Source organism: Vibrio sp. D431a, from assembly GCF_030248655.1.
Classification (GTDB): domain Bacteria; phylum Pseudomonadota; class Gammaproteobacteria; order Enterobacterales; family Vibrionaceae; genus Vibrio; species Vibrio alginolyticus.
Genome location: NZ_JAHGAP010000112.1, coordinates 1 through 534 on the forward strand (window position 1 = coordinate 1; position 534 = coordinate 534).

Consider the following 534-nt stretch of genomic DNA (forward strand, 5'->3'; position numbering starts at 1 on the left):
GGCGTTATGTACTTTAAGGAAAATTGTAACCAACTCTAAAGGATTGAGAGTGATAGATCATTTTGAAATTAAGGTAGTTGCATTCGAAGAATGTCGTGTGTTTTACAAGAATGTGCTAGAGCCATTGGGTATTGAACTCAAGTGGTCAGATGAAAATGCTGCTGGCTTTGGGCTTTCGAGCGAGCCAAATGTAAGGTTTCTAATTGAAAAAGGCGTCAGTAATTCTAAGTGCCATATTGCTTTTTCTGCATCAAACAAATTACAAGTTTCTGCGTTTCATCAAGCGGGGTTATCTTTAGGTGGTAAATGCAACGGTAAGCCTGGTTTACGAAAACACTATGCTCCAAACTACTACGCTGCGTTTTTGATTGACCCTGAGGGCAACAATGTGGAGTCAGTAGTGTACCTTTAGCACGTACATAACAAATTGTTCAAGAGTGATTCGGCACGCGTGGCATTTTTACTATGCGTTGGTTTTAGTGGTTAAGGTGGTATGCGGAAGCTTCGGTATTGCGCGCCTCACACCTTAACAAG

General features: G+C 41.4%; 1 protein-coding gene. It reads left to right on the plus strand.

Translation table 11 applies throughout. The features are described from left to right. Positions 1 to 49 precede the first annotated feature (49 nt). Positions 50 to 412 carry a VOC family protein gene (locus KJB35_RS28320; protein ID WP_005386966.1) on the plus strand — a complete coding sequence of 121 codons (363 nt, stop codon included), beginning with the start codon at positions 50 to 52 and terminating at the stop codon, positions 410 to 412. Positions 413 to 534 lie beyond the last annotated feature (122 nt).